This window comes from Neobacillus sp. NRS-1170 (assembly GCF_050468025.1).
Genome location: NZ_JBITPF010000014.1, coordinates 58,299 through 82,246, shown reverse-complemented (window position 1 = coordinate 82,246; position 23,948 = coordinate 58,299). Strand labels below are relative to the sequence as shown.

General features: G+C 38.7%; 22 protein-coding genes. 4 read left to right on the top strand and 18 right to left on the bottom strand.

Translation table 11 applies throughout. The features are described from left to right. Positions 1 to 22 precede the first annotated feature (22 nt). Together ACIFOT_RS05960 and ACIFOT_RS05955 are read right to left on the bottom strand one after the other, a co-directional pair. Complete coding sequence (locus ACIFOT_RS05960; protein WP_430063013.1) at positions 23 to 703, bottom strand: NAD(P)-binding domain-containing protein; 681 nt, start codon at positions 701 to 703, stop codon at positions 23 to 25. Positions 704 to 831: 128 nt separating this feature from the next. Further along, on the bottom strand, positions 832 to 2,280 hold the full coding sequence (locus ACIFOT_RS05955; RefSeq protein WP_430063010.1) for a hypothetical protein: 1,449 nt from the start codon (positions 2,278 to 2,280) through the stop codon (positions 832 to 834). 603 nt (positions 2,281 to 2,883) lie between these two features. Here ACIFOT_RS05955 and ACIFOT_RS05950 point away from each other — a divergent pair. After that, positions 2,884 to 3,690 (top strand): aspartate dehydrogenase, encoded by an 807-nt coding sequence (locus ACIFOT_RS05950; RefSeq protein WP_430063007.1) that lies wholly within the window; start codon positions 2,884 to 2,886, stop codon positions 3,688 to 3,690. Positions 3,691 to 3,742: 52 nt separating this feature from the next. On the opposite strand, the gene ACIFOT_RS05945 is transcribed toward ACIFOT_RS05950, so the two are convergent. The 6 genes from ACIFOT_RS05945 to ACIFOT_RS05920 all read right to left on the bottom strand — a co-directional run bounded on the left by ACIFOT_RS05945 (position 3,743) and on the right by ACIFOT_RS05920 (position 10,893). Then, entirely contained in the window at positions 3,743 to 4,426 is a 684-nt protein-coding gene (locus ACIFOT_RS05945; RefSeq protein ID WP_430063004.1) for a GntR family transcriptional regulator, read from the bottom strand. Between the two features lie 77 nt (positions 4,427 to 4,503). Continuing rightward, on the bottom strand, positions 4,504 to 5,121 hold the full coding sequence (gene yyaC, locus ACIFOT_RS05940) for a spore protease YyaC (protein ID WP_430063001.1): 618 nt from the start codon (positions 5,119 to 5,121) through the stop codon (positions 4,504 to 4,506). Positions 5,122 to 5,338: 217 nt separating this feature from the next. After that, positions 5,339 to 5,836 carry a hypothetical protein gene (locus ACIFOT_RS05935; RefSeq protein ID WP_430062998.1) on the bottom strand — a complete coding sequence of 166 codons (498 nt, stop codon included), beginning with the start codon at positions 5,834 to 5,836 and terminating at the stop codon, positions 5,339 to 5,341. Positions 5,837 to 5,912: 76 nt separating this feature from the next. Then, positions 5,913 to 7,100, bottom strand: coding sequence for a PLP-dependent aminotransferase family protein (locus ACIFOT_RS05930; RefSeq protein ID WP_430062995.1), 1,188 nt, complete (start codon positions 7,098 to 7,100; stop codon positions 5,913 to 5,915). Between the two features lie 227 nt (positions 7,101 to 7,327). Then, a complete protein-coding gene (gene cysI / locus ACIFOT_RS05925; protein WP_430062992.1) occupies positions 7,328 to 9,046 on the bottom strand; it encodes an assimilatory sulfite reductase (NADPH) hemoprotein subunit in 1,719 nt (572 codons plus the stop codon). Between the two features lie 26 nt (positions 9,047 to 9,072). Then, positions 9,073 to 10,893 (bottom strand): assimilatory sulfite reductase (NADPH) flavoprotein subunit, encoded by a 1,821-nt coding sequence (locus ACIFOT_RS05920; RefSeq protein WP_430062989.1) that lies wholly within the window; start codon positions 10,891 to 10,893, stop codon positions 9,073 to 9,075. A gap of 217 nt (positions 10,894 to 11,110) precedes the next feature. On the opposite strand from ACIFOT_RS05920, the gene ACIFOT_RS05915 reads away from it, so the two are divergent. Together ACIFOT_RS05915 and ACIFOT_RS05910 are read left to right on the top strand one after the other, a co-directional pair. Then, on the top strand, positions 11,111 to 12,010 hold the full coding sequence (locus ACIFOT_RS05915; RefSeq protein ID WP_430062986.1) for a LysR family transcriptional regulator: 900 nt from the start codon (positions 11,111 to 11,113) through the stop codon (positions 12,008 to 12,010). A 116-nt stretch (positions 12,011 to 12,126) separates the two neighbouring features. Beyond that, complete coding sequence (locus ACIFOT_RS05910; protein ID WP_430062983.1) at positions 12,127 to 12,969, top strand: MBL fold metallo-hydrolase; 843 nt, start codon at positions 12,127 to 12,129, stop codon at positions 12,967 to 12,969. Here ACIFOT_RS05910 and ACIFOT_RS05905 read toward each other — a convergent pair. The 3 genes from ACIFOT_RS05905 to ACIFOT_RS05895 all read right to left on the bottom strand — a co-directional run bounded on the left by ACIFOT_RS05905 (position 12,958) and on the right by ACIFOT_RS05895 (position 14,554). Further along, positions 12,958 to 13,632 carry an NUDIX hydrolase gene (locus ACIFOT_RS05905; RefSeq protein WP_430062980.1) on the bottom strand — a complete coding sequence of 225 codons (675 nt, stop codon included), beginning with the start codon at positions 13,630 to 13,632 and terminating at the stop codon, positions 12,958 to 12,960. The two genes, ACIFOT_RS05910 and ACIFOT_RS05905, sit on opposite strands and share 12 nt — an antisense overlap. Positions 13,633 to 13,758: 126 nt before the next feature. Next, complete coding sequence (locus ACIFOT_RS05900) at positions 13,759 to 14,262, bottom strand: DinB family protein (protein ID WP_430062977.1); 504 nt, start codon at positions 14,260 to 14,262, stop codon at positions 13,759 to 13,761. 151 nt (positions 14,263 to 14,413) lie between these two features. Beyond that, positions 14,414 to 14,554 (bottom strand): hypothetical protein, encoded by a 141-nt coding sequence (locus ACIFOT_RS05895; RefSeq protein WP_430062974.1) that lies wholly within the window; start codon positions 14,552 to 14,554, stop codon positions 14,414 to 14,416. A gap of 167 nt (positions 14,555 to 14,721) precedes the next feature. On the opposite strand from ACIFOT_RS05895, the gene ACIFOT_RS05890 reads away from it, so the two are divergent. After that, a complete protein-coding gene (locus ACIFOT_RS05890) occupies positions 14,722 to 16,299 on the top strand; it encodes a phytoene desaturase family protein (protein WP_430062971.1) in 1,578 nt (525 codons plus the stop codon). 116 nt (positions 16,300 to 16,415) lie between these two features. Here the strand turns inward: ACIFOT_RS05890 and ACIFOT_RS05885 are convergent, their stop codons facing one another. The 7 genes from ACIFOT_RS05885 to ACIFOT_RS05855 all read right to left on the bottom strand — a co-directional run bounded on the left by ACIFOT_RS05885 (position 16,416) and on the right by ACIFOT_RS05855 (position 23,943). Next, positions 16,416 to 18,152 (bottom strand): dihydroorotate dehydrogenase, encoded by a 1,737-nt coding sequence (locus ACIFOT_RS05885; RefSeq protein WP_430062968.1) that lies wholly within the window; start codon positions 18,150 to 18,152, stop codon positions 16,416 to 16,418. 109 nt (positions 18,153 to 18,261) lie between these two features. Next, a complete protein-coding gene (locus ACIFOT_RS05880) occupies positions 18,262 to 19,254 on the bottom strand; it encodes an asparaginase (RefSeq protein ID WP_430062965.1) in 993 nt (330 codons plus the stop codon). Positions 19,255 to 19,354: 100 nt separating this feature from the next. Beyond that, positions 19,355 to 20,890, bottom strand: a complete 1,536-nt coding sequence (locus ACIFOT_RS05875; protein ID WP_430062962.1) for an NCS1 family nucleobase:cation symporter-1 — start codon at positions 20,888 to 20,890, stop codon at positions 19,355 to 19,357. Between the two features lie 328 nt (positions 20,891 to 21,218). Beyond that, complete coding sequence (locus tag ACIFOT_RS05870; RefSeq protein WP_430062959.1) at positions 21,219 to 21,995, bottom strand: NAD-dependent protein deacylase; 777 nt, start codon at positions 21,993 to 21,995, stop codon at positions 21,219 to 21,221. Positions 21,996 to 22,014: 19 nt separating this feature from the next. Then, the gene (locus ACIFOT_RS05865) at positions 22,015 to 22,752 is read right to left on the bottom strand and encodes a TIGR02206 family membrane protein (protein WP_430062956.1); all 738 of its coding nucleotides are present in this window, start codon (positions 22,750 to 22,752) and stop codon (positions 22,015 to 22,017) included. Between the two features lie 86 nt (positions 22,753 to 22,838). Continuing rightward, positions 22,839 to 23,453: a DUF2238 domain-containing protein gene (locus tag ACIFOT_RS05860; protein ID WP_430062953.1), complete on the bottom strand. Its 615-nt coding sequence runs from the start codon at positions 23,451 to 23,453 to the stop codon at positions 22,839 to 22,841. 121 nt (positions 23,454 to 23,574) lie between these two features. Further along, the gene (locus ACIFOT_RS05855; RefSeq protein WP_430062950.1) at positions 23,575 to 23,943 is read right to left on the bottom strand and encodes a hypothetical protein; all 369 of its coding nucleotides are present in this window, start codon (positions 23,941 to 23,943) and stop codon (positions 23,575 to 23,577) included. Positions 23,944 to 23,948: the final 5 nt, after the last annotated feature.

The following is a 23,948-nucleotide window of genomic DNA, read 5'->3' as shown; positions in this document are numbered from 1 at the left end:
TCAATATTAAAGCAAGGAGGAGTCAATTTGGTTTGACTCCTCCTTGCTTTGCTTGCACTTCTTTTACAATATCCATCGCAAAATGGCCAAGATTTCCTTCGCTATAACTACGCATAACTTCAGGTGCTAAGGAAGTTAGGGCTCGTTTCACATATTCAGAGGAAATTCCTTTCCCTGAGAAATCCTTTTCAATTTCGATTGCTGCTTTTATGGCATAATAGGTTGCAAGTTTATTAACCTCTGTTAAACAATCCTCACGATCCAATTTTATCTTCCCTAAACAATGATAGAGGTCCTCTATATTCAGTGGTAATGTGGTCTCTGTAATAAACAAGCCATTGCCATGATCCAATAAATCTTTCCAATGACCCATAAATTTCACCCCATGAATGTTTAGGGCTGGAAAGCTAGTTTTTATTTCTTTCGTATAAAGTGCGGTTGCCATATTGATGAAATGGGTTGATACATCAATCTTTAAGCTTGAAATAAAAGGGATCACCTGCATTGATGGTAAAGCTAATATTAACACATCCAATTTGGTTAATTCTTGCTCTGATAAATAATATCCATTTTGAAACTGCTGAACGAAATCTTCGGCCTTCTTTTTCACGGGGTGATAAATCCCTATCGGTATGCTGCTTTGATGCCAGTGCGTCATCATCGCAGTCCCTAGTTTTCCGATGCCGACTAAACCTGCTTTCATTGATTGAGCCTCCTTCATTCATTGCTTGCTGTTTCAATCCTCATTCTATTCAAAACTATACCAAACATGCAAGAAAAAAAGGGCTTCCAAAAATCAGTTCCTGACTGATTTTTGGAGGACCCCAATGTCTACCAAATTATGACTGCTAAAATAGTGGCTAAGAGTAGTCCCGATATTACCGGTACGAAGTTTTTCCTCGCCAGTTCAAGTGGTGATACTTGTAAGAAGCCTGCAACGGCCACAAGAGATGACCAAGCAATCAGCGTTCCCCCGCCGCTCCAAACTGCACCCATTTGACCAATAGCGGCCATAACGGAAGGATCGATGTGACTTCCTGGAGCGATTGCTCCTGACAATGCACCAGTTAATGGAAGACCAGCAAATCCAGAACCATCTAATCCGGTAATGATACCAACTATTAAAATACTAATCGCTGCAAAAAATGGGCTATGCGGGATATAATTTTGTCCGGCTTGGATTAAATCAAATAGAAATGCCGGCTTTGCTGCCTTATCACCTAAAGACAGAATAGCCCCTGAAAAATCTCCGCTTCCCATAAAGAAGTAGCCTGCAATCGGTATCACCGGTGCCATGGCCTTGAAGGCAAAAACAAAACCTTCGGTAATATGTTCACTTATTTTATCAAGCGCATGAATTCGATTAAAAGCAATAGTAGCTAAGACTAATAGAATAGTGGCAACACCGCCAATGAATGCGGCACCGTCTCCGCCTTCAAATCCAGATCCACCGCCAATTTTGGTCTGGAACATAAAAATCATAACAGCTAACATGGCTAGAGGTACAATGACAGCGAAAACTTTTCCCCATGTTTCTTTTCTTTGGACGATATCAGCAGTCTCTTCTGCAGTCGCTGCAAGTTCTTCAGCCACATTAAAAAATGCTTTTTCTTCAGTATTCACGTTACTGGCAGAACCAGATTTTTTCGTAATCGCCTTTCGATGTGTTACATACACAATCGCTAAAGCGCTTAATCCTGTAATTATAGAAAGAATGAATGCCTTATCTGATACGGCAGCTTTATCAATACCCGCTGCTTTTGCACTTAGCATTGGCGCTACTTGCATGATATAGTCTGAGGAAAGAGCCATCCCTTGACCTGCGATAACGATTACCATTGCGGAAGTCATGACAGGCAGGCCTGCACTTACTGCTGCAGGAACTAACAAGGCACAAATTAATGGAACTGCTGGGGTTGGCCAGAAAAACAGCGAAATTACATAAGTTGTGATCATTAAAACTAAATAGGAAACATGGCCGTTTACCATTATTTTCTGAATCGGCACGACCATCCTTCTATCTGCCCCTAGATCCTTCAGAGAATTTAAGAGACCAATCATGATCGATATTATTAAGAAAATACTAAATAGTTCCTTAGCGGCAACAAGGTTAGCATTAAAGACAGCTTGAAAGCCCGCTATTAAACTCCCCTTGTAGACGGCTGCCACAATAAAGGTCCCTACGATAAGCGGTAATACAACACCTTTTCGGAATAGCATAATAATAATGACAGCTGCAGTGACAATTAGGTAAACCCAATGAGCTAATGTTAATTCCATATATCCCCCTCCGACTTTTAAAAAAATTTTCAGCTAAATTTGTATCAAATGTTCTGCTTGAAATTTTCTGAAAGGTGGTATGGTGAGGAGAAAGGATTCGTAAGCGCTTCCACCAATGATGTCGGTCTCTCTTCTCAATTACCCTTTTACTGTTAACTGATAGAATACTTAAAATTGCTATTACGATTAAAAGGAAAAAATTAATAAGTAAGGTGAATTTTGTATTTTGTGGATTGTATACCGAGATAATCCAAAAAAAATCTGTACTCCTAGATTAACTCTTTTTTTGACGAACAAAACTTTCAACTATTAAACTTCCAAAAATAGAAAAAACCGCGGCCAATACAAACATTGCTTTATTCTAGTAATGAATATGTAAGAATGATGAAGATTCCCCCCTCCTTTTCACTATATAGCCAGTGTTAACTATATAGGTTGAAAATAATATAACATTAACACCTTGAATACGCAACAATATTTCGAAAATTTAGACGTTTATTTATATTCTAAATTTTCCACTTGATTTTCACCTTTTAATCCATTAAAATGTAGAAATTAATGGTATATAGTATACCAAATAATCAATATTGAGGAGAATCAAAAATGCTTAGAGCTGGGATCATTGGCTATGGAACACTTGGAAAAAGTATTGCTGAATATATCCATTCAGGACAGGCTGGAAATGTCATCCTTAAGTCTATTCTAGTTAGAAAACAGCCTAATCTTTTGGACAATTTGCCAGAACACTGTACCATAACAACGGATCAAGAAGCATTTTTCAATCAAAATTTAGATATTATTATCGAAGCTGCGGGCCATAATGCTGTTAAACAATATGGTGAAATAACTCTATCCTCCGGAAGTGATTTAATCCTCTTATCAGTAGGGGTATTAGCAGATATCGAATTTTATGAATCGTTACAGGAATCAGCGGCAAAAAATATGAAACAAATAATTATTCCATCTGCCGCTATCGCTGGATTAGATCGGATTGCTGCCGGAGTATTAGGCGAAATTGACGAAATCAAACTCATTACAAGAAAGCATCCAAGAAGTTGGTACGGTACGATTGCAGAGGAAAAAGTAAATCTTGCCACTATCACTGAGCCTTATTGTATTTTTGAAGGAAATGCACGTATTGCCGCCAAATTATTCCCTGAAAATGTAAACGTATCAGCGGCTTTAAGTATCGCTGGAATTGGTTTCGAAAAAACGAAGGTCCAAGTATATGTGGATCCAACTATTCAATTGAATACTCATACGATTCTTGCGAAAGGCGAATTTGGACAAGTTGAAATATCCGTCCAAAACAAACCATTTTCTCAAAATCCAAAATCAAGTCCGATTGTAGCAATGAGTGTGGCGAAAGTGTTAAAAAACATGACAGCACCTACAGTTATCGGACTATAAAAAATTTTTTATACTAAATAAAGGAAACTCCACCAGCAGATGGAGTTTCCTTTTATCCTTTTCGCTTTTCTTTTGCTTGCTGAACTGCCTCGATATAGGCCTTTTTAGAATTTTCAATATGGATTTTGGTCAAGAATTCAGCCATTTCTATTTCTTGATTAACGATGGCCTCCATTATTTTCAAGTGCTCTTCCATTGACTGTACCGCACGGCCAGGATTTTTAAATCCTGTTTTTGCAAAAGCACTAATATAATCAGACAAGCCACTCAATATTTCATAAAGCTTCGTATTTTTAGCGGAACTGTACAAAAGATGGTTCAATTCACCGTGTAAATGTGAAAAATCAGCTTCATTTTCACTTGCTAAACCATCTTCAATCTTTTTTATATGGGCATTAAATTTACTTTTTGTTTCCTCATCTAATTTTTGTGCAGCTAATTTTGCAGCCAGAACTTCTAAAGATGATAGGATCGTAAAAACTTCAATGATTTCCTTTTCAGAAATATCAGCAACAATAACACCTTTTCTCGGCACAGTTTTCACAAATCCTTGTGATTCTAATCTAAATAAGGCTTCTCGAATTGGCGTGCGGCTAATATTTAGTCTTTCTGCTAGTTCACGTTCCACCAGCCGGTCTCCTGTTTTAAATTCACCTTCGAGAATAAGGTCTTTGATGTGGATATATACCCTTTCCCGCAATGAGATTAAATTTTCCTCTGTCCAATTGTTCCCCAATGTTTATCACGCTTTCTCTCTATTTTAAATTGTAACAATTATAACCTACCAGCTTCATTCATTTCAAATAATTTGGATTAATCTTCCACGATAAATAAATTCCTAATTGACACAGCTTCTTCTAATACTGTTCGTGAAATAATCTTAGTGATAATTTCAGCAAGCTTTATGACGGTAAAAAGTCTCGTGCTGTTTAAGGATTGGACAGGCGAATAGGAATCAAGACTATTTACTACTGCTTTCAAGTGGTAATCCCCTACCGCCGGCAATACTTTATTTAATGCGGAACCCGGGATAAGCGGACCTTTTTTCAAAATAATTGAACCAATTTGTTTTTTATCACCTAAACAAGCATCAATTCCTAAGATAAATGGTTCAAGATGTGTCTGATTGATTTTATTAAGAATTTTATGAATATTTAACGCATGAACTGGCTCTTCCAATGTACCATACACAAATATGGGGAGATTGTTTTCTTTCAACATGGATCCGACTAAGGGACCGAGCGAGTCTCCTGTTGAACGGTCTGAACCAACGCATAAAATAATAATATCATTAGAAGTCTTATTTAACACTTCTTTCAGTTTAGTGGCTATTTTTTCAATTTCTTTTTCCTCAATTACTTCTTTTACCGATAAATAACTGGGGTTATCTTCTTCTTCCATCATTTTTTTCTTAGTTACAAAAGGCCACATCACCATCAACCTCTTTCTGGCTGTTATTTGGATTCTGTTCTAAGAATCATGATGACTAACCTCGCTTTAGTCGATATACTTTTATTTTATTATAGATAGTGTTTATCCTTCTATATGTCTGGGAAAAAAAACAGCTGATAACTCTCTAGTTCACAACTCTGTAACATTTAAAAAAGTGCCTTCAACATCCATTTTAGGATGTTAAAGGCACTTCATGTTAAACCCAATTATCATCACCATTATCCCAATTTCCAAAATCATCATTATCTTGGAGATCATCTTGATCATTGTTATCGACATCGTCATCGCGGCCGTCTCCATCCCAATCTGACTGCTCATCCCTGCTGCCCTGTCCAATTTCCTCCTGCAGCTGGTCTATTTCATGCTCCTGAATGATATTTTGATCCATGAGTTCTTGCATGATTTCATGATCTTGTAATTGCTGTAACGCATGATATTGATCAAAACCGATTCTGCCTTGATTAAACAAATAAGTCAGTAACGCCCCCGCTGCCATTCCTCCGGCAAATGATCCTATTCCGCCAAATCCACTATGCCCTGGACCAAAATTCCCACGCGGTTCATAATAGTCCCTTCTAGGTTCATAATAATTCCTTCTTGGCTCATAAACCTGTGGACGATTCCGCTTGGTAAGCGGGCGAATAATCAGAAAATATACCAACAATATAATGATAACAATACCGATAAAAGCCATCCTTTTTCCATCCTTTTATAATAAAGTACCTTAATAAACTTTACATAATAGGAGTATTTCATTCAAGTACCCTATCTTAAACGACTGCTGGCTTTAACAAAACGTCTACTAAGCGATCCATGCCAAGCTTAATTTTATCAGGGGTAGAGTGGCTGAAATTTAAGCGGAACGTGTTGTGTTTAGGCTGGTCAACATAGAAAGGAGCACCAGGGACAAAGGCTACACCTTTTTCAACAGCTTGGGAAAGTAAACGGGTTGTATTTAATTCCTCATTGCCTTCTACCCACAAAAACATTCCGCCTTTTGGTTCTTTCCATGTAAACAAGCCGGGCTCAAGCTTATTCAAATAATCTCTCATAATGGTCATTCGATAATAATACTCATTTCGAATTTGCTTGATATGCCCATCTAGATTGAAATCGCGCAATAAATAGTATAATGCTTGTTGATCAAGGCTGCTGGAATGCAAATCATTCATTTGCTTCGCTTTTGTCATCATTTGCACCACTTCTGTTGGTCCAGTAACCCACCCTGTTCTAAGAGCTGGAACGACTGACTTTGAGAAGGTACTCGTATAAATAACATGACTTTGCTGCTTGTCAAAAGCTGCTACTGGTTGATATTGCTCCTCATAATGAAATTGGATATCTCCATATGGATCGTCCTCAAGTACTAGTACATTATATTTATAGCAAAGATTTAATAGTTTTTGCCGTCTTTCATTACTCCATACCTTTCCATCCGGGTTAGAAAAAGTTGGAATAATATAAACAAATTTTGGGTGGTATTGGTCCATTTTTGCTTCTAAATCATCAGGTACCATTCCATGCTCATCACTGCTGACAGAGATAACATTTGCTCCGTAAGACCTAAAAACCTGCAAGGCTGATAGATAAGTAGGATCCTCCGTAAAGACAATATCACCTGGGCTTAGCATAATCCTGGAAAACAGGTCGATAACCTGCTGGGAACCCGTAGTAACCAAAATGTTTTCAGGTGTAGATGCAATCCCTTTTTGGGCCATTTTGGTTTGAATGGCCTCGCGAAGTGGTGTGTAGCCTTCTGTTAAACCATATTGCAAGGAAGATTTTCCCGATGCGAACACCTTTTCATATGCAATTTTAACTTCCTCAATCGGAAAAATGTCTTCAGCTGGCAATCCCCCTGCAAAAGAAATTACGTGCCCTTGTTGGGTCACCTTTAAAATGTCTCTTACCGCAGAAGATTCATAGGTTTTGGTTTGAGGTGCAAATGGATAATTCAAAGTAAGTCGCTTCCTTCTTATTAGTTTAGATTAGTAATATTGTTATAGTATAATATAGCAATCAGATAAGCAAGTATAATATTCTAAATATTTAGAAAAAAGCGCTTTCATAAAAACAAATTCTAAATTCGAATTTGAAATGTGAAAAAAAATTTATATTTGCTAGTTTTCTGGGATGATCCATATAAAAAAAACAGGGAATTTATCCCTGTTTTCAGAACATTATTTTACTCATGAAAATTAGTACCGTCTGTGGTTGCTTTAATAATGCCAGCACGGATGACAAAATCACCAAAGTGCTCACCATCTTCACGTTCCTTCGCAAAGCGTGAAAGAAGAACTCGAAGTTCACTTAAAATTTCTTCTTCACCAATGTTTTCACGGTACATTTTGTTTAAACGACTGCCGTCAAAGGCAGCGCCGAGGTACATATTATACTTCCCTACGGCTTTACCAATAAAGGCAATTTCACCAAGCCCAGGACGTGCACATCCATTTGGACAACCCGTCATGCGAATCGTGATTTCTTGGTCGCGCAAGCCGTTTTCATCCACTATCTCTTCGATTTTATCCATCAGTACAGGAAGATAACGTTCTGCTTCCGCCATGGCTAGTCCACATGTTGGCAGAGCCACGCAAGCCATCGAGCTGCGGCGCAATGCTGAATAATATTTCCCATCAGTCAAGCCATATTGCTCAATCAATTCGTTAATCTTTTTCTTTTTCTGGCTTGATACATTAGCAATAATCACGTTTTGATTCGTTGTTAAACGGAATTCACCATTATGGATTTTAGCAATTTCACGTAAGCCGGTCTTTAGCTTATAATCAGCGAAATCCTTAACGCGCCCACCCTCGATAAACAAAGTTAGATGCCATTTTCCACCCACTCCTTTGACCCAGCCGTAACGGTCGCCGTTACTGTCAAAATGGTATGGCTTTGCTTCATCCAGACTCCAGCCTAAACGGTGTTCCAGTTCTTCCTTGACTGTTTCCAATCCAAGGCGATCGACGGTATATTTGAAGCGGGCATTTTTGCGTTCAGAACGGTTTCCGTAGTCACGTTGAATCGTAATCGTCTTTTCAGCCACATCATAAAGCTGTTCAGGCTTACAGAAGCCGATTACTTTTGCCAGCTGCGGATAGGTCGCTTTGTCTCCGTGAGAGCTGCCCATACCCCCGCCAATTGCTACGTTAAAGCCGATTAGTTTCCCATCTTCCACTATCGCAATGAAACCCAGGTCATTTGAAAATACATCAATATCATTTGTCGGGGGAACAGCGATCGCAATTTTAAATTTGCGCGGTAAATAGAGCGGACCATACATTGGTTCGATCTCATCCACTTCCGGCGTTCCAGCCACTTTTTCTTCATCAAGCCATACTTCATGATAGGCTCTTGTCCGAGGCAGTAAATCATCACTCAGCTTTTTCGACCATTCGTATACTTCTGTATGGATTTCAGATTGATATGGATTAGAACTGCACAATACGTTCCGGTTTACATCGCCGCATGCAGCAATCGTATCCAAAAGCGTCGAATGGATTGTCTGAATTGTATTCTTCATATTCCATTTTAAAATGCCATGCATTTGAAACGTCTGACGTGTAGTGATCTTTAAAGTGCCGTTTCCATTTTTATCTGCCAGCTCGTCCATCACTAGCCATTGGGCCGGTGTCGTAACACCGCCCGGCAAGCGGACACGCAGCATAAATTGATACGCTGGTTCAAGCTTCTGTTTTGCGCGTTCATTGCGCAGATCCCGGTCATCCTGCAAATAGCTTCCGTGATGCTTCATCAAACGATTATCATCATCAGGAATTCCAGCGCTTAAACGGTCAAGCATTACTTCCCTTAACGTTCCACGCAAATAGTTGCTTTCTTCCTTAATGCGCTCAACATCACTAGGCTTTCCTGCTGGCGCGGTTAAAGTTTGGTTCACCATGTTGAAAAAACTCCTTTCAATCCAAATCAGTATACATCACGCTGATAACGTTTTTGCTGTTGTAGCTCGGCAAGGTACGCTTCCGCGTTTTCACGACTCATGCCGCCTTCTTTTTCAATGATATCAAGAAAAATTTTATGGACATCGTGCGCCATATGTTTCTCGTCACCGCAAATATAAATCACTGCGCCCTCTTCCAGCCAAGCAAACAATTCTTTACTTTGTTCAAGCATGCGGTGTTGTACATACACTTTTTTATCTGTGTCGCGAGAAAAAGCAACATCCATTTTTGTCAGGACACCGTTTTTCATCCATTTCTGCCATTCAGTCTGATAAAGGAAATCGGTCACGAAATGCTGGTCACCGAAGAACATCCAAGCTTTTCCTTCCGCTCCCGCTTCTTCTCGCTCCTGCATAAACGAACGGAATGGTGCAACACCTGTCCCAGGACCTACCATGATAATCGGTGTATCCGAGTTAGCAGGAAGCTTAAAGTTTTCATTATGCTGAATAAATACAGGCAGAGTGTCACCAGGCTGCAGACGTTCTGCTGTTAAAATCGAACAAACACCTTTTCGTTCACGTCCATGGGCATCATAACGAACGGCACCGATTGTCAAGTGCACTTCGTCTGGGCTCGCAGATAAGCTGCTTGCAATTGAATATAAACGAGCAGGGATTTTCCGAAGAATCGACACAAATTCTTGGGCTGAAGTACCCCATACACCATAATCACGAACGAAATCCACTAAATCACGTCCATGAATATAGGTTTTTAATTTTTCCTCATTTCCTGGAGCTAAAAGCTCCTGTAGGGTTTCATTCCCTGATAACTCCGCCAACTTTTGTAGAAGTGGTTTCGTTACAGTCGTAATTTCATAGTACGATTTCAAGGCTTCTTTAAGAGATAGAATGTCCCCTTGTTTATTGAGAGTTACTCCTGTCTCAGAATCCCATTTCAATTCTGCTAGTAACAGTTCAACAAGTGCAGGATCGTTTTCAGGATAAATTCCGAGACTGTCACCTGGTTCATAAGAAAGTCCAGAACCTTCAAGCGAGATTTCAAGGTGGCGCGTTTCTTTATGGGATCCGCGGCCATTTAAATTAATATTTTCAAGAACTTCTGCTCGAAACGGATTTGATCTGGAATATACAGTTTCAACTAAATTTGTTGCCGCTGCAGCAACAGGTGCTGGATTACTGCCCTCAGCTTCACTTAAGCTGCTAAGAACTCCTTGAAGCCATTCGGATGCAGGTTCATCGTAATCAACATCGCAGTCAAAGCGCGGATATAACCGTGTGCCTCCGAGCTCCTCCAACCGGGAATCAAATTCTTTGCCTGTTTGACAGAAAAACTCATAAGAACTGTCTCCAAGTGCCAAAACTGAAAAATGGAGGTCATCAAGCTTTGGTGCTCTTTTACTATGCAGAAACTCATGAAATGATAAGGCGTTGTCAGGCGGATCCCCTTCACCATGTGTACTAACTATAATAAGAAGATTCTGGACCTTTTTAATATTATTGGCTTTAAAATCGCTCATGGAAGAAATAGTTACTTTAAATCCGTTCCCTTCCAGCTGCTTGCCCGTCTTATTGGCTAGACCTTTTGCATTCCCGGTCTGTGAACCATAAAGGATGGTCACATCTTTTGAAATATTCTTTCCAGTACTTTGATTTGGAAGAACAGATGTTTGTGCATTTAATGCACCTAAAGCTAATGTCGATGATGAAGCAGCCAGATATCCGCTAAGCCAAACTTTTTGAGATTCGGTTAATGTTGGCAATATACGGTTAAGGAGTTCAGCCTGCTCCTGATTAAACGGACTGTTCAATACTTGAAGTTGCAACAAAATCACCCCACAAAGGTAAGTATCATTTTTTGAAATTTAAAATTCATCTGACAAAAAATTGATTAATATTATAATAGTTTTACTATTCCTATAAGTCAAGTCGGTTTTAATAAACTTTCTCTGTAATAAAAACTTTACCGAAAGACAAGGAATTAGTAAAATAAATATTAATAATTAGAACTATTAAAATTACTAATAATAAGGCGGGATATTTTTGTATTATGATGAGTTAAAAACATTTGTTACCCTTGCAGAGGTTAAAAATTTTACCAAGACCGCGGAATTACTTCTGATGTCCCAGCCAAGTGTCAGCCTTCATATAAAAAATCTTGAGAAAGAGTTCCAGACAAAATTATTTCTCCGATCCCCAAAATTCTTACAAATCACTCCGACCGGAGAAATTTTATATGATCGTGCCAAGCAAATGATCACCATATACGAACAAACGAAACAAGATATTTTAGAGCATCACGACTCCATTAAAGGGGAATTAAAGATTGGAGCTAGTTTTACCATCGGCGAATACATCTTACCTTCGTTGCTGATTGATATTCAAAATGATTATCCTGAATTGGAACTTCAGGTCATAATCGGTAATACGGAGGAAATTGTTCAATCTGTTCGCTTGTATCAGGTTGATATAGGCTTGATTGAAGGCCAAACCAATGAAAAAGAAGTTTCTGTTCATTCATTTATGCAGGATATGTTATTTATTATTGCATCAAACAATCATGAACTTGTGAAAAAAAAGGAAGTGACGATGGAAGACCTTCAGAATCAAGCATGGGTCTCCAGAGAATTAGGTTCAGGTACAAGGGAATATCTCAATCATGTGATTAGATCGAATGGCTTGAAGGTGAAATCCCTTCTATCGATTAGCAGCAGTCAGGGTATAAAAGAAACACTAATAAATGGAAAAGGGTTATCGCTCCTTTCCCACAGTGTGATTGAAAGAGACGTTCAACAGGGACTTCTTTCTATTATAAAGGTAAAAAACCATCAATTTACCCGCACTCTTTCCTATATTATAGCGCCGATTATGGAAGATAATAGGAATGTAAAAACCTTTATTAGTGCACTACATAAAAAATGGACAAACAAAGGAAAAGGATAGAAAGAGCTTCATGCTCAAACTATCCTTTTTGAATTATTCTCGTTTCGGCAGGATTTCTACGTTTACACGATGAATATGTTAAGAAAGTAATTTTTAGTGCCTTAATGGATGAAAGGATGTTAGCATTGCAAAAAGGAAACGGCTTTCACATTATTCGAGTACCAATTTCCACACCTACATTGCTTCCGCATACGACCACTAATTGCTATTTAATAGGAAACAGCCAGGAAAGTATTTTAATAGATGCGGGATTTGATCAACCTAACACAAAAGTAGATTTAGAGAAGGCAATAAGAGAAAATGGCCTTGCCATTCCTAAGACTATCATACTGACACACTGGCACCCGGACCATGCCCCAGGTGTTCGTCAATTAGTCGATTGGGATCCTATAGTTTATTGCCATCCTCTTGAAAAACAATTGACCCTTGAAGCCATTTCACCTTGGAGTAAATTATCCTTTTTGAATGAGGGTGATATTGTTCCTGTAGCTGACCATAACTTAACCATTCTTCACGCCCCAGGTCATACAGTGGGTCAATTAAACATCTATATCCCATCTGAAAAGGTTCTCCTTGCCGGAGATAATATTGTTGCGGAAGGAACCTCATGGATTGGTCCCCCAGACGGTGATATGTCGGACTATATTCAAACATTAAATCGGTTAAAGCAATTGACCTTAACAAAAATCGGACCCGGGCATGGTGATTGGGTAACCAAGCCCTACGAGCAAATTGATTTTGTGATAAATCGACGACTTTTTCGTGAAAACCAAATCAAGGAGCTTCTCGTAAATCATAAGAGACTTACTTCAACTGAGTTAACAAACATTATTTACGAAAAGCTTCCCCACCCAAGTGTTTTTGATGTGGCGAAAAGAACCACTGAAGCACATCTAATTAAATTAATTAATGAAGGTTTTGTATTGCTAGATAATTCCTTTTATTCACTAAAAGATTAGTTTATAATCGTTGACGTTAAATTCAGGCATAATGAGTGGAGCGTCATTTTGATGGGCCACAATAGTTTTTAAGGAATGAATAGTCGGTGGAGGCAAAGAAATCTTCCCATTATGATAATCTGATAAGGCATCGGCTGGTGAAATCCATTTTGCGTCGCTAATTTCATTCTGATCGGGTTTTGGATGCTGTCCTTCTGGAAGCTGAGCAATAAAAAAACGAGTATCAAATCGAATCCTACTAACATTTGGTGTAATGATATGGCCGAAATATTGTAAACTTTGCAGATTAAATTGAAGTTTTTCGTTTTTTAACATTTGAAAGAAAGTAATTTCCCCTTTCACGAGCTGACGGCGGTATTTCCACTCTTTTTCAAGATCCATAAGAATTGCGGAACCGTCTTCAGCGCTGCAAAGTAAAATTCCTACTTCCTCAAATAATTCCCTTGCAGCGGCAACGTAATAAGCAAGCTCAAAGGAATCATTTCGACTTCCTACTATTTCATTTTGAAAATCTTGGACTTCATCCCCCTTGTCTACTGCTCCACCTGGGAAAACATAAACTCCAGCCATAAATTTCATAGTTTCAGGTCTTTTTGTCAAATAGACCATAGATTGTTGATTCATTAATACTACTGTTGATGCAGGTCTTGGAAATGCGCTCATTTTTGAACCACCTTTGTTTCTAAGTTTATTACTTGTTATATTCCACTAATTACGTCCAATTCCCTTCCATTAAATAAAAAAGCACACTGTTTCCAGTATGCTTGATAGTGTTTACGATGCAATTTTTTAAATGACAGGGGCTTCCATACCCATATGAACCCATTCTTCTCTAGCAGGACCATAAACTCCAGGAACGGTGATTCCAGCTTGACGCATGAGCACTGTCATTTGTCCGCGATGATGGATGAGATGTTTGAGGAAAAGTGAAAGGGTTACAGCTTTTGGCATTTCCATCCCAAACACATTTTTTATTTCCTTTAAGTTTTCGTCTGTCCATTGCTTTTGAACGCCCTCTATCGTGTCAGCGCTTACTTTTCGAAAAGCTTCAGCGATTTCTTTTGCTGATGTTGGAACTGTGTTTTCGTTTTCCACCATATCCACTTTAATTCCGAACTCATTCAGCATTCCAGGTGTACTGGTTACGACATGCCAGGCAATTCTCCCTAAACTGCGGTCATCCGGCGACACCATTTGCTGAAGGGAACTATCTGTAAGCGCATCCATGAGCTTTTGTGTTGAAGCAGCTTCTTGATTCCATTCTTGAATAAATTCATTAATCGAAGTATACATAATCTTTTTCCTCCGCTTTCTATTTTCACCAATTAATGGCGTTTAAAGTATAGCATGATGGATTTAAAATACAAAATTTCTAGAAGGTTTCTATTAAAGATAAATCAGGCTGATTTTCTTCAGTAACACTAAAAAAACGCCATCACTGGCGTTAGGATAATTTATTTTCATTAATCATATTTTTTACATCTTGGGAAATTTTATCAAATGTTTGATTTACTCTATTCATAATCTCTTCCTGATCCGTTTTTTCCTCTCGCTTTTCCTCAAAATCATAATTGTTTTTTTCCATTGTTTCACCTCCTACTTTATCCTTTGCTATGATGGGAAAGTTTATAACTTTGAATTTTCATCTATTATTTTCTACCTGTTTTTTTCTCCATTTAGTACTAAAGGTACGTTTGCGAGCGTAATTTTATTTGGGTGAATACTAATCTGTTTTTTGGGAGTGAATTTCCATTGAGGACTTTTGACACGATTCTAATTGGAAGCGGACATAACGCTTTAATTACCGCAGCCTATTTAGCTAAAGCAGGACGAAGTGTGCTAGTGTTAGAGAAGAACGACCGTCCTGGCGGGTTTCTCCGGACCGAAGAATTAACGTTACCTGGATTCAGGCATGATGTATTTTCAGCTGCACATCCCCTATTCTTAACCGGACCTGCCTATGCTGATCTTGGTCCTATGCTGGAAGCACGGGGACTACGATATATAAATACTGATTTACCGACAGGTGTATCGATGGAAGATGGCAGGACGGCTGTCCTCCCGCGTGACTTTGAGGATTTCATTTCAGAAGCGGAGAAACTGGCTCCAGGAGACGGCGCCGAGCTTGCCAAAATGTTTGAAGGATTTCAGCCTTACGTTAACGATGTTTTTTCATTATTTAACGTCGATCTTTCTCGGCCAGGCTCATTGGCGGTAATAAATAGACTGATGCATAACGAAAGTGGGATTGGCTATTCACCTTTTGCCTCGTTACTGTTCTCTACTGCACGAAACACGGTAGCACCGTTTAAATCTCCGGTTTTAAAAGCAATGATTGCTTCCTGGGTAACTCATCTCGGACGAACTCCTGACGAAGTCGGCAGTGGAATCTGGGTCCCACTTACCGTGATGGCACTAATGGGCGGCGGGATGCCGATACCGGAAGGCGGAAGTGAAAAGCTTGCAAAATCTCTGGCACAATTGGTAACGGATCTGGGTGGGGTTATCCGGACAAACACCCTTGTTGACGAGATACTGGTAAAAGACGGCCGAGCCGTCGGCATACGTACGAAGGATTGTGAGAAATACCAAGCTTCCCACTCAGTCGTTGCATCCACTACTCCAGATCAACTCTATTTATCATTACTTAAAGATACAGAAATTCGACCGCAAATTCGCTCTCAAGCTAAAAATTATCGATACGGGCGTGGATGTGTGCAAATCAACCTTGCATTGAGCGAACCGCCAAAATGGTCTGATGAGCGTTTTAATAGAGTTGGGCAGCCGCATCTAACAGATGGTTTAGATGGTTTTACGATGGCAATCGCACAAGGGATAGCTGACCTTTTGCCAGAGAAGCCTACCTTTACTGTTGATTGTCCTACAAACCTCGATCCGACTCGCGCTCCGGCAGGAAAGGCAATTATGAGAATCCAGGTGCTTGAAGTGCCATGCCACCCGCGTGGCGATGCCGCTGGAAAAATTAATGTTGGGGATGGAACATGGACGAAGGATGTAACGGAGAGGTTTACAGAAAGGGTCCTTAATGTAGTCAGTAAACATATCCCTAATATTCCAAGTGCGATAATTGGTAAACATGTCGTGACTCCAAAATCGATTGCCCAGTTTAATCCGAATGCTGGTCCTGGTGATCCTTACGGCGGAGCTCATGATCTCGCTCAAAGCTATCTGTTGCGGCCGCTTCCAGGACAGCCAAGCCACCAAACGGAAATTCCAAACTTATTTATGCTTGGCGCCGCAACCTGGCCGGGACATGGAATTAATGGTGGCTCTGGGTATATTGTTGCTCAGCAGCTGCTTAGTGAGTAGACTTTTGTATTATTTAATTTGAGAAAAAATTTATTACCCCTTTGAAATTGGGGTTTTATGAGGACAGATGTCGTTATTCGTTCAGGAATTCTGTCCTCATGAATGTTACCCACACCCTATTTTCGGCCCGTTTCATAAAAGAACCGCCGTGATAGAATTAATCCCATCACGAACAGAAATAAAGCAAAATAGGCAGGTAACAGATGGATAAATATGGTATATCCGATCACAAAATGAGTAAAAATGCCGGCACAAAAAGCTGGCACACCCCCGATTAGCAACGAATTCCAAACCCATTTCTCTCCTTGATGAAACCCCCACAATGCAATCATGAGAACAAGCAAGCCGACACTTAATAACGCACTGCCAAACCCAGCTCGGTCATGAGCTATCAGGGGAATCAGCCTGCTGTTTAAATCATTCATTTGATCAGGAGTCATACAAATAAACCCTAAATCCGTCGAAACAAAAACATTTGTGGCTCCAATCATAGAAATAAGCAGCCCCCCAATAATAAAGGCGAATCCTAGAACCACAAAGCAAAGCTGTCCCCAAAGGCTTTTTTTCCATGCAGGGTGATTCGTCCGATTTTTCGAAATAGGTGTGTAGATAGCCTTTTTGGTTTTTCGTACCCCGTTAATAAAAAAAGGAAAAAGAATAACCCAGAATAGTCCATGAAGCCAATCAAAATAACCAAAGCCAATAAACAATAATATCCCTAAAAAACCGACAACTGCCCCAATATTTATCGCTTTTCGTGCCCAATGAATTCCATATTTCACCCCATGACGAGCTAATTGCATATATAAGATTCCACCTGAGACCATCGTTCCAGCCAGAGTCATTCGATCATGAGCCATAAAATAAATAATATTAGGATTAATTGCCATTAATTCCGCTCGGCTAAATCCTAAAAAGGCTTCATCATAATGGAGAATCACCGATGTCATACTAAAAAGTAAGGCAACAACACCACCAATTGTAATGAAAAGACCGAATAACCAATACCAGATCCAGCCCGTTACCTCCTCCTGCTCCCTATCCATTTGGTCCACTAAAGCTTCATTTATTCTTTTCGGAAGCCCTGGACCGGAAAGGACATAACCACTTGAAAGCATGATTAGATCGGCACCTTCCGCATATAATTCCAATGCATCTTCTGGTTCCAAGACTCCACCTGATAAAATGATTGGGATTTTATTAAAACCGTTGGATTTAAGAAATTTTAATGATTGGAAAAGTTCTTTTTGCTTATCTGGGAACCTTAGTTCATTTCCAACTCTTTCTTCTAAAATAATCCCATCAATCCTAGTATACTCAGAAATTTTTTCAAAAAGCTGGTTTGATTGGACAGAAAGAAGAATCGGTTTATTAGCAATTAATTTCTTAAACACTAGCAATTCTTCATTGTCGAATATTTTTTCTAAGACAATAGCATTTCCATAAGGAGAAAGTGAAGGTAACAAGCTGTGTAATTCTTCAACAGAAAACTCGGAGCTTATACGGATAAAAATTGGCTTATTTAAAGGCATTAACTCATTCAGCCTTCTAATAGTACTCTCCATACCGAGCGATTCCAATTGAATCGGAAACAGGATTTCATCTCTCTGCTTTGAAAAGAGTGCAAATTTTCCGGCATCATTTGGCAAGCGTGAAATGGGACCTATCTCAATAAAGCCAAATCCAAGATTAGAAAAAGCCGCTGATCCTGTTAGTAAAGGATCTATCTTCCCGCTTAATCCTACTGGACTTGAAAAAGTAAGACCTAAAATATTTTTTTGAAGTAATGCTGATGGAGCCATATGGCCTAAAAATTCGATAAAATTAGATCCGCCTGGGAGAGATACAATCATGTTCATCCCTCGATGAATAAACTCTCTCCCCATGGTTTTCGGGAGCCGGGATACTATTTGCTTAAAAAGTGTGTGATAGGACCAATCCGGCATATTACCATCCCCGCTTTCATTTTTCTAGAATAAAATTAGGCATAATGACTCCAATTCTATCATTTCTAGCATTAAAAACAGGAGCATGAGCGTAATCCTTTAAAGTTTGATAGATTTGTTCATTTACGAGGCCGAGTTGTTTTAATACCTCCATTGCAGCAACGCTGACTGCCCTTTCTCCCCCATCTTCCACTTTTATCGCAATCCCCAGCCCTTCTTCTACTAAACCAATGCATTGTACCGCTTCAGCACCCGCTTTTGATACGATCCGTCCATTGAAAGTATTCATTAGATTAGTGTCAAAGCGGTTCTTGCCTCCTACCATTTCAGGATGCTTTACCATGGCATTTTTAATGTTTTCTAATGCCGATGCATGGCCACCAACTGGTTTTGCGAGTCTAGCATACCCTAAAGCCATTTGATTGAGCGGTAATTGATGGACCGGTGCCCCGCAGCCATCCACACTGAGCTTGATTTCATTTTTAGGAACTTCACAAATATCTTCAATAACATCAAGTATTCGTTGCTGAACAGGGTGATGAATTTCACGATAGCCTGCCACATCCTCCTTCATATGTACCGCTGTAGCAAGCATACCTGAATGCTTTCCGGAGCAGTTGCTAAAAACAGGTGTCAATTCCTTCCCTTCACGAATGAGCTGTTTATAGCTTTCATGATCCCTAGGAATATGTGTTCCGCATTGTAATGCTTCTTCTGCCAACCCTATTTTAGCCAGGATGTTCAGGACCGAATCCCGATGAATTTTTTCACCGCTATGAGAAGCGCAACTTAACGCAAGCTCAGATTGCGTATAGTTGAATCTTTCTGCCGCACCTGTTTCTACTAACGGTACTGCCTGAAACGGCTTCATCGAAGAACGTGGAAATGTGAACCTGCTAGGATTACCGTATGAAAAAAGGAGCTTTCCCTCATTATTAACAACAGCAACATGTAAATCATGTGTGCTTTCTAAATGTTCTCCTCTATACACAAGAATTGGCTTTTGCATATCATTTCTCCTCAAATAATTTAATCATAATACGATTTTATCATATTTCCCATTACCTAGATTTAAAAAAACCCCTTCAATTGAAGGGGTCAATCACTTATTAATAATAAAACTCAGTTTCTGTACCTGGAGCTGAATCCGTCTTATTGCCAGGAGTATTGGCTTTGAAGCTTGTGATATTTTCATATTCTCCTGGTTTGAGTACGCTTTGGTCACCTCTCATTAAATAGGTGTAGGCGAAAATGGAGATAAACAATCCAAATGTCCAGGCATTATCCCATAAAAAGCGTAGTCCCGGAATAAATAACCCTAGCACAGGAATAGCCACACCAATAATTAATGCATATACGCCATTTTTATTAAAGCCAGAAGTATAACTATATCGGCCATTTACATCATATAGCTCACTAAGTGCCATTTGCTTCTTTCGGACAAGCCAGTAGTCGGCAATGGCAATTCCATCAATAGGTCCTAATAATGCTCCATATGTTCCAAGCCAGCCAAAAATATAGTTGCCAAAGTTCTCCATGATGTACCATGGCTGCATGAGGATTGCAAAAATCCCAGTAATCAAGGCCCCGAGACCAAAGGTTATTTTTCTTGGGTTTAAATTCTCAATCGCACGTGCAGGTGCTACGATGTTCGCGCCGACGTTAATAGTCAAAGATGCAATAACGATGATTAAAGTGCCCAAAAAGATAACAAATGGCGGGAATTTAGCAAGCAGCTGGACTGGATCCCAAAGGGCAGTTCCGAAAATTACGACCGTTGCTGATGTAACAGCAATTCCAATAAAAGAAAAAATACTCATGGTTAGCGGCAGTGATAATGTTTGCGCAACCATTTGTGATTTTTGACTCTTAGCGTATCGGCAAAAGTCTGGAATATTCAAGGCAAGTGTTGCCCAGAAAGCAATGACACCCGTTAATGCTGGGAAAAATACTTTTAAAAAATCACCCGTGCTCGCGAATTTAGATGGGGTTGATAAAATCGGGCCCCAGCCTCCGGCATGTGTAAATGCCCAAATAAAAAGAATAATGGCAGCGATTCCAACAACAGGCGAAGCAATTAAACCTAGTACCTTCATGGCTTGCGGTCCTTTATATGCGACGGCAACATTTAAGGCCCAAAACAAAGCAAATACGATGGCTGTGTGGCCAGGCAGGTTTTTCCATGCTGAAAAGGAAGCGGATAAAAGTGTATCAATCGCACCAGTTCCAATCCAAGTGTTAATCCCAAACCATCCCGCTGCTACAATCGCTCGAGCTAAGGCAGGAATATGGGCGCCTTTTGAGCCAAACCATAGTCGTGCAAATACAGGATAAGGAATTCCAAATTTGGTGCCGGCATGTGAATTTAATAGAATGGGGATAAGAACAATTACATTTCCAAGAAAAATGGTTAAGATGGCTTGCCACCAATTCATACCTAAAGAAATCAAACCGCTGGCCATCGTATAGGCAGGGATACACAAACACATACCAATCCAAAGTGTAGCAAAATTAATACCTTTCCATGAATGTTCCTTCGTGGTAGTTGGCCGCAGGTCATCATTCCACATACTACTGCTGCTCAAACCATTTGCTGCTTCAGATGTCAGGGTAACAATCCCATTTTGTTCAATTTGTGTTTTCAACAAAATTCCCCCTTGATTTGATTTGTTGGAATCATGATAAAGAAATTATTAAGAAGATAAAGACCAAGGTAGCAAACGAATAATGTGGGAATATTACAAAAATTCAAATCATAAAAGTTCTCTTTTTCAGGCATCACCACCAAAAAATATTGGAGAAACAAACCCCATCTTCCTATCTTATATTATAATTGACCAATACATCCTGTCATTGGACAAAAGGTTAAATTATTCTCGAAAAAATTTATATGTTTTGTATGATGGCAGAATCGATTGTTTTTTTTAAGTATAATACAAGTTTAAAATTACGTCTTAAAGAGTGTTATGATTTCTAACACTCTTTTATTTCGGTATTAATTTGGGACAAGGTTTTTCCTATTGAATCCTGAATGACAAAGGAATCTTCCTCGAAGTCATAGGGTGTATCCCCTTTATTAATAATAATCATTGGTATACCATGCCTTCGATATTGCGGAAAAGTGGAGAAAGGCGTTACTTTTAAACTCGTTCCCAATACTAATAGACAATCCGCTTGATTAATCATGTTATGTATCGTATTAATTCCTTCAATGGTGAACCATTCACCGGTATCCCCAAACAACACGAAATCAGGTTTTATGTAACGATTTCTCTTATGTTTGGTTTCACAATGGTCACAGATATAGAATTCTTCTAGTGTTTTAAGACGATTTAATATTTCTTCAGTCGTGTAGATTTTTCTACAATTCTGGCAGGATGCTGTTTTCATGGTTCCATGGAACTCAATAACGTTTTTACTGCCTGCCTTCTGATGGAGACCGTCAATATTTTGGGTAATGATTTGGTTGATTTTCCCCGCCTGCTCCCACATAGAGAGAATCACATGGCCTGAATTTGGGGCTGCGTCTGGATGATAAAGATTCTCCAAAGCAAATTGATAAAACTCTTTTGGCTGCTGATAAAAATAATCAATAGACAGTATATATTCCGGTGCCAGTTGATAAATACCTGTTCTGGACCGAAAATCCTTTATTCCGGATTCAGTGCTAATGCCTGCACCTGTTAAAACAACGATTTTTTCTGCGTTTTTTATCGTATTAATACTGGCTTTTAATGTGTTCATACTCATTTGCTATCACCTAATAATTCTAATTATAAGTACTTCTGTTTTTACCAAAATAATCACTAATCCCAAAAGGTAAATATAAGATAAAAAAAGTGATTAAAGCAATAAATTCTAATGGTATTAAATAGTATGGCCATCGTCCAAAATAATCTAATATGGAAGGATTAATTGGCTTTTCAGAAATATACATGTAATTTCCATGAACAAAATAGTTTAGTAAAAAAACAAAGCATGTATATAGATTTAAATATAAAAATGCTTTCCAAATACTTTTCAATTTTGGTTTGTATTGTTCAACAAAAATAAAAAACATATTCGCAACTACAATCCCTCCATGGGAAATAAAAAAATGAACATAACGAAAATGAGGGAAAGTGTATACATTTAAATCAGGTGTGATCATTGCCTGCAAAGCACTTCCTACTCCAGCAAAATAAGTAATTTCAAAGAGTTGGCTGCTCTTTGTCAAGAGCAAGGCTGCTGACAAAATGATAGAAATACTGCTTAGATGAAAAGGCAATGAATATTGGATGGTCCATTCACCAACTCGCCATAGCCAAATATGGAGGCTAATTTCCGAAAGTATAAGCACCATAGCTAGAATTATTCGTACCTTAAAGTTCATCTGCTTGGCTCTTAATGGTTTCCTAAGGAAATAAATCATTATAACGATGAAAAATACTGATGATAGTGTTAATAAATGAGTTAGTGAAAACAAAATAAATGGGTTTTCCCCGTCTGCCTGAAAATATTTAATCATTTTATCACCATTTGATTTCAATTAAACCTTAAGCACAAGTTAACATAATAAAATTATAGTAATGTTTTTCTAATGGTTTGATCCAATTATATTTTTAAAAGCCTGCTATGCACTTTTGATAAAAAAATCAACGCGAGGATGGAACCAACAAATGTTAATGACATGTCCCACTGTGAATCCCAGATATCCCCTTGCATTCCTAAAAATTCTTTTGTAGCTTTTCCATCCCTTCCTATTTTTGTAGATAACCATTCAATAATTTCATATAACGTACTAATACACAATGACGTACTTAAAATGACAAATATTAACCAAAACCCTTTTTTAATCGGGCTTTTTCGAATATACATTTCTCTTATTACAATGGCAAACAAACCCTTTAAGAAATGCCCAAAACGATCATAGTTGTTCCGTTTTAAATCAAAATTTTCTTTAATCCAATTAAAAAGAGGCACCTCGGAGTATGTAAAATGCCCGCCAATAAACGTCAAAATCGAAAGAAGAGCAATGATGAAATATGATAGTGAAGTAAGACGAAATTTTTTATAGGTTGTTATTACAATGATTAATAAACCAAAGGCAGGAAGAACTTCCATTGTCCATATTTTATAACCGGCTGGTTTAATAGCGGACCAAATAAAAACAGCAATGACAAAGAATAACAGAAGTAAATGAAAGTTTGAACGTTTATCTTTATCCAATTTATCTTCCCCCAGTAGATATGAAATCCTTTACATTATTTCTTTGTCTAAGGAAAAAAATACAATTCAAACTAGATTATAAATTAATAAAGACTTCCAATTCGGAAGTCTTCTTAAACTTTTATTCGCTAGGAGTTACTGCCTTTGTAATTACTGCGGTGGATAAATTACCGAATTCAAATCCTTGAGTGTCTGTTTCAATATAAACAGCACCCATAGCAGGTTCACATGAACCATTTCGTTTAAAATGAATTTTGCCGATACTCCCTGGATTAACACCGGATTCAAAAGTAAATACTTGTTCATCCACCATAAAATACGCAATGGTTGATGTTGAATCCAGGAAATTGGTAATTGTATAAGTGATTTTGGTAAATCCTTCCTCTATTATACAATCAGTGGTAAGCTGAAAGTGTATTCTACAATCAACTTGTCCATTTACTCTCGTGACGATATCTATAACATCAGTATCGGAAAAAGCTTTAGTCAAAAATT

What these genes read in the sequence shown, in the direction of transcription:
- ACIFOT_RS05960 (WP_430063013.1), bottom strand. Translation starts at nt 703, where the DNA reads ATGAAAGCAGGTTTAGTCGGCATCGGAAAACTAGGGACTGCGATGATG.
- ACIFOT_RS05955 (WP_430063010.1), bottom strand. Translation starts at nt 2,280, where the DNA reads ATGGAATTAACATTAGCTCATTGGGTTTACCTAATTGTCACTGCAGCT.
- ACIFOT_RS05950 (WP_430063007.1), top strand. Translation starts at nt 2,884, where the DNA reads ATGCTTAGAGCTGGGATCATTGGCTATGGAACACTTGGAAAAAGTATT.
- yyaC (WP_430063001.1), bottom strand. Translation starts at nt 5,121, where the DNA reads ATGTGGCCTTTTGTAACTAAGAAAAAAATGATGGAAGAAGAAGATAAC.
- ACIFOT_RS05935 (WP_430062998.1), bottom strand. Translation starts at nt 5,836, where the DNA reads ATGGCTTTTATCGGTATTGTTATCATTATATTGTTGGTATATTTTCTG.
- cysI (WP_430062992.1), bottom strand. Translation starts at nt 9,046, where the DNA reads ATGGTGAACCAAACTTTAACCGCGCCAGCAGGAAAGCCTAGTGATGTT.
- ACIFOT_RS05910 (WP_430062983.1), top strand. Translation starts at nt 12,127, where the DNA reads ATGTTAGCATTGCAAAAAGGAAACGGCTTTCACATTATTCGAGTACCA.
- ACIFOT_RS05905 (WP_430062980.1), bottom strand. Translation starts at nt 13,632, where the DNA reads ATGAGCGCATTTCCAAGACCTGCATCAACAGTAGTATTAATGAATCAA.
- ACIFOT_RS05900 (WP_430062977.1), bottom strand. Translation starts at nt 14,262, where the DNA reads ATGTATACTTCGATTAATGAATTTATTCAAGAATGGAATCAAGAAGCT.
- ACIFOT_RS05895 (WP_430062974.1), bottom strand. Translation starts at nt 14,554, where the DNA reads ATGGAAAAAAACAATTATGATTTTGAGGAAAAGCGAGAGGAAAAAACG.
- ACIFOT_RS05885 (WP_430062968.1), bottom strand. Translation starts at nt 18,152, where the DNA reads ATGATTGTATCTCTCCCAGGCGGATCTAATTTTATCGAATTTTTAGGC.
- ACIFOT_RS05880 (WP_430062965.1), bottom strand. Translation starts at nt 19,254, where the DNA reads ATGCAAAAGCCAATTCTTGTGTATAGAGGAGAACATTTAGAAAGCACA.
- ACIFOT_RS05870 (WP_430062959.1), bottom strand. Translation starts at nt 21,995, where the DNA reads ATGAGTATGAACACATTAAAAGCCAGTATTAATACGATAAAAAACGCA.
- ACIFOT_RS05865 (WP_430062956.1), bottom strand. Translation starts at nt 22,752, where the DNA reads ATGATTAAATATTTTCAGGCAGACGGGGAAAACCCATTTATTTTGTTT.